This window comes from Ralstonia sp. TCR112 (genome assembly GCF_007997035.1).
GTDB lineage: Bacteria > Pseudomonadota > Gammaproteobacteria > Burkholderiales > Burkholderiaceae > Ralstonia > Ralstonia edaphi.
The window spans coordinates 1-4,331 of record NZ_VOSS01000203.1; the positions used below are offsets into that span (position 1 = coordinate 1).

2 protein-coding genes and 1 pseudogene are annotated in these 4,331 nt (G+C 66.3%); 1 reads left to right on the forward strand and 2 read right to left on the reverse strand.

Annotated features, from left to right (window positions below; all coding sequences use genetic code 11):
* Positions 1-385, forward strand: a pseudogene (locus tag FUT88_RS25280) (collagen-like triple helix repeat-containing protein); the annotation flags it as partial.
* 91 nt (positions 386-476) lie between these two features.
* On the opposite strand, the gene prpF reads toward FUT88_RS25280, so the two are convergent.
* Together prpF and acnD are read right to left on the reverse strand one after the other, a co-directional pair.
* Entirely contained in the window at positions 477-1,661 is a 1,185-nt protein-coding gene (prpF, locus tag FUT88_RS25285) for a 2-methylaconitate cis-trans isomerase PrpF (RefSeq protein ID WP_147219294.1), read from the reverse strand.
* Positions 1,658-4,255 carry a Fe/S-dependent 2-methylisocitrate dehydratase AcnD gene (gene acnD / locus FUT88_RS25290; RefSeq protein ID WP_147219296.1) on the reverse strand — a complete coding sequence of 866 codons (2,598 nt, stop codon included), beginning with the start codon at positions 4,253-4,255 and terminating at the stop codon, positions 1,658-1,660. Before acnD ends, prpF begins: the two co-directional genes overlap by 4 nt.
* Between the last annotated feature and the right edge of the window lie 76 nt (positions 4,256-4,331).

Consider the following 4,331-nt stretch of genomic DNA (forward strand, 5'->3'; position numbering starts at 1 on the left):
GGCGGCGGGGTGGCGAATGTGGGCACGTCGCTCACGGCGACGAACGCGCCGGTCGTGTCGGGCCTTGGAGGCGTGGTGACCGCCACGGGCAACACCGTGGCCGCGTTGGGCGGCCCGCTGTCCGGCGGCAGCACAACGGCCAGCCCGCTGGCGCCAATCACGAGCGCACTGGGCGGCGCCACGGGCGGCAGCAATCCGCTCGGTGCGGTGACGGGGCGCACTGGGTGGGGCGACTTCCACGGGCGGAGCCACGGCGCCCATCGGTTCGCTGGTGACCAGCGTCGGCACGTCGGTTACGTCGACGGGGGCCACCACGCCGCTGTCACCTGTCACGGGTGCGGTGGGCGGCGCGTTGACCACCGTTGGCGGTGCGCTGTCGCGCTGAGCCGCAGCCGAAAAAAAGAAGGCCAGCAAAGGCTGGCCCATCTTCCAGCCGTTCATGCGTTGGCGCTGAACGGCTTTTTTGTTGGTGACGCTCAGCCCGGCACGCGCACCCAGCCTTCCATCAACACGCGCGCACTGCGGCTCATGATGGCCTTGGTGACCGTCCATTCGCCGTCCACCAGCTTGGCTTCCGCGCCCACGCGCAGCGTGCCGGACGGATGCCCGAAGCGTACCGCGCCACGTTCTCCACCGCCCGCTGCCAGGTTGACCAGCGTGCCCGGAATGGCCGCCGCCGTGCCGATGGCGACCGCTGCCGTGCCCATCATCGCGTGGTGCAGCTTGCCCATCGACAACGCGCGCACCAGCAAGTCCACATCGCCTGCGCCGACCTTCTTGCCGCTCGATGCCACGTAGTCCTTCGGCGGCGCGACGAACGCGACCTTGGGCGTGTGCTGCCGCGTGGCGGCTTCTTCAATGTTCTTGATCAGCCCCATGCGCACCGCGCCGTGCGCGCGGATGGTCTCGAACATCGCCAGCGCCTTCGCATCGCCGTTGATGGCGTCCTGCAGCTCGGTGCCGGTGTAGCCGATGGCCTCTGCGTTGATGAAGATCGTCGGGATGCCCGCGTTGATCATCGTCGCCTTGAGCGTGCCCACGCCGGGCACCTCCAGGTCGTCGACGAGGTTGCCGGTGGGGAACATCGCGCCGCCGCCGTCGCCTTCCTCTTCGGCAGCCGGGTCGAGAAATTCGAGTTGCACTTCCGCCGCCGGAAAGGTCACGCCGTCGAGTTCAAAGTCGCCCGTCTCCTGCACCGCGCCGTTGGTGATGGGCACGTGCGCAATGATGGTCTTGCCGATGTTGGCCTGCCAGATGCGGATGGTCGCGACGCCGTTTTGCGGCACCCGGCTCGCATCGACCAGACCGTTGCTGATGGCGAACGGGCCGACCGCTGCAGAGAGGTTGCCGCAGTTGCCCGACCAGTCGACAAACGGCTTGTCGATGGAGACCTGGCCGAACAGGTAATCCACGTCATGGTCGGGGCGCGTGCTCTTGCTGAGGATCACCGTCTTGCTGGTGCTCGACGTGGCGCCGCCCATGCCGTCGATCTGCTTGCCATACGGGTCGGGGCTGCCGATCACGCGCATGAGCAACGCGTCACGCGCCGCGCCGGGCTGTTGCGCGGCCAGCGGCAAATCCTGCAGACGGAAGAACACGCCTTTGCTGGTGCCGCCACGCATGTAGGTGGCGGGAATCTTCACTTGCGCGGGGTGGCTCATGCTGCTTCCTTGTTCGATTCCAAAAAGTCCTGCGCAAAGCGCTGCAGCACACCGCCGGCTTCGTAGATCGACACTTCCTCGTCGCTATCCAGACGGCACGTGACGGGCACTTCCACGCGTTCGCCGTTCTTGCGGTGGATGACGAGCGTCAGGTCCGTACGCGGTTTGCGCTCGCCGATCACGTCAAAGGTTTCGGTGCCGTCAATGCCGAGCGTGAGGCGCGTGGTGCCCGGCTTGAACTCCAGCGGCAGCACGCCCATGCCGATCAGGTTCGTGCGGTGGATGCGCTCGAAGCCTTCGGCCACGATGGCCTCGACGCCGGCCAGGCGTACGCCCTTGGCGGCCCAGTCGCGCGAGCTGCCCTGGCCGTAGTCGGCGCCGGCAATCACGATCAGCGGCTGCTTGCGGTCCATGTAGGTCTCGATCGCTTCCCACATGCGCGTGACCTTGCCTTCGGGTTCGATGCGCGCCAGCGAGCCCTTCTTCACCACGCCGTCCACCACGGCCATCTCGTTGATGAGCGTCGGGTTGGCAAACGTCGCGCGCTGCGCGGTCAGGTGATCGCCGCGGTGCGTGGCGTACGAATTGAAGTCCTCTTCCGGCAGGCCCATCTTGGCGAGGTATTCACCGGCGGCGCTGCTGGCCAGGATGGCGTTGGACGGCGACAGGTGATCGGTCGTGATGTTGTCCCCCAGCACCGCCAGCGGCCGCAGGCCCTTGAGCGTGCGCTCGCCGGCCAGCGCGCCTTCCCAATAGGGCGGGCGGCGGATGTACGTGCTCTGCGGGCGCCAGTCGTACAGCGGGCTCACGCTGGCAACCGACGCGCTGCGCTGCTCGAACATCGGGATGTACACCTTGCGGAACTGCTCGGGCTTGACCGATGCGCGCACGATGGCGTCGATCTCTTCGTCGGTCGGCCACAGGTCTTTCAGCAGGATCGGCTTGCCGTTGGCATCGGTGCCGAAGCTGTCGCGCTCGATATCGAAACGCACGGTGCCGGCAATCGCATAGGCCACCACCAGCGGCGGCGATGCGAGGAACGCCTGCTTGGCATACGGGTGAATGCGGCCGTCAAAGTTGCGGTTGCCCGACAGCACGGCCGTGGCGTACAGGTCGCGATCGATGATCTCTTGCTGGATCTTCGGGTCCAGCGCGCCGCTCATGCCGTTGCAGGTGGTGCAGGCAAACGCGACGATGCCGAAGCCGAGCTTTTCCAGTTCGTGCTTGAGGCCGGCTTCTTCCAGATACAGCTCAACGGCCTTGGAGCCTGGCGCGAGCGAACTTTTCACCCACGGCTTGCGGGTCAGGCCGAGGCGGTTGGCATTGCGCGCCAGCAGCGCCGCGGCAATCACGTTGCGCGGGTTGCTGGTGTTGGTGCAACTCGTGATGGCCGCGATGATGACCGCGCCATCCGGCATCTGGCCCGGCGTTTCTTCCCACTGGGCGGCGATACCCTTGGCGGCCAGGTCGGTCGTGGCCACACGTGCGTGCGGGTTGGACGGGCCGGCCATGTTGCGCACCACGCTGGACAGGTCGAAGCGCAGCACGCGTTCGTATTCGGCGTTCTTGAGCGTGTCGGACCACAGGCCCGCGGTCTTGGCATACGTCTCGACCAGCTTGACCTGCTCGTCGCTGCGGCCGGTCAGGCGCAGGTAGTCGAGCGTGTTGTCGTCAATCGAGAACATTGCCGCGGTGGCGCCGTACTCGGGGGCCATGTTCGAAATGGTGGCGCGGTCGCCCAGCGTCAGCTTGGATGCGCCTTCGCCGTAAAACTCGAGGTAGGCGCCCACCACCTTCTGCTTGCGCAGGAATTCGGTCAGTGCCAGCACGATGTCGGTGGCAGTGATGCCGGGCTGGCGCTGGCCGGTCAGCTCCACGCCCACGATGTCCGGCAGGCGCATCCACGAGGCGCGGCCCAGCATCACGTTTTCGGCTTCCAGGCCGCCCACGCCGATAGCGATCACGCCCAGTGCGTCGACATGCGGCGTGTGGCTGTCGGTGCCGACGCAGGTGTCGGGATAGGCCACGCCGTCGTGCGCCTGGACAACGGGCGACATCTTCTCCAGGTTGATCTGGTGCATGATGCCGTTGCCCGCCGGGATCACGTCGACGTTCTTGAACGCGAGCTTGGTCCAGTCGATGAAGTGGAAGCGATCTTCGTTGCGGCGGTCTTCAATGGCGCGGTTCTTGGCGAAGGCGTCGGGGTCGAAGCCGCCGCATTCCACCGCCAGCGAATGGTCGACGATCAGCTGCACCGGCACGACCGGGTTGACCTTGGCGGGGTCGCCGCCCTGGTCGGCAATGGCGTCGCGCAGGCCAGCGAGGTCGACCAGCGCGGTCTGGCCCAGGATGTCGTGGCAGACCACGCGCGCCGGGAACCAGGGGAAATCCAGGTCGCGCTTGCGTTCGATGAGCTGTTTGAGCGAGTCGGTGAGGGCGGCTGGATCGCAGCGGCGTACCAAATTCTCGGCGAGGACGCGGGAGGTGTAGGGGAGCTTGTCGTAGGCGCCCGGCTGGATGGCTTCCACGGCCTCACGTGCGTCGAAGTAATCGAGGTTTGTGCCGGGGAGCGGTTTGCGGTGGGTGGTGTTCATGGTAGTGGTACATCCCTTGTTTCATCCCCTGCCGGGGTGACTCAGCTTCTTTGTCTTGCCAAAGAAAGTAAGCAAA

What these genes read in the sequence shown, in the direction of transcription:
- acnD (WP_147219296.1), bottom strand. Translation starts at nt 4,255, where the DNA reads ATGAACACCACCCACCGCAAACCGCTCCCCGGCACAAACCTCGATTAC.
- prpF (WP_147219294.1), bottom strand. Translation starts at nt 1,661, where the DNA reads ATGAGCCACCCCGCGCAAGTGAAGATTCCCGCCACCTACATGCGTGGC.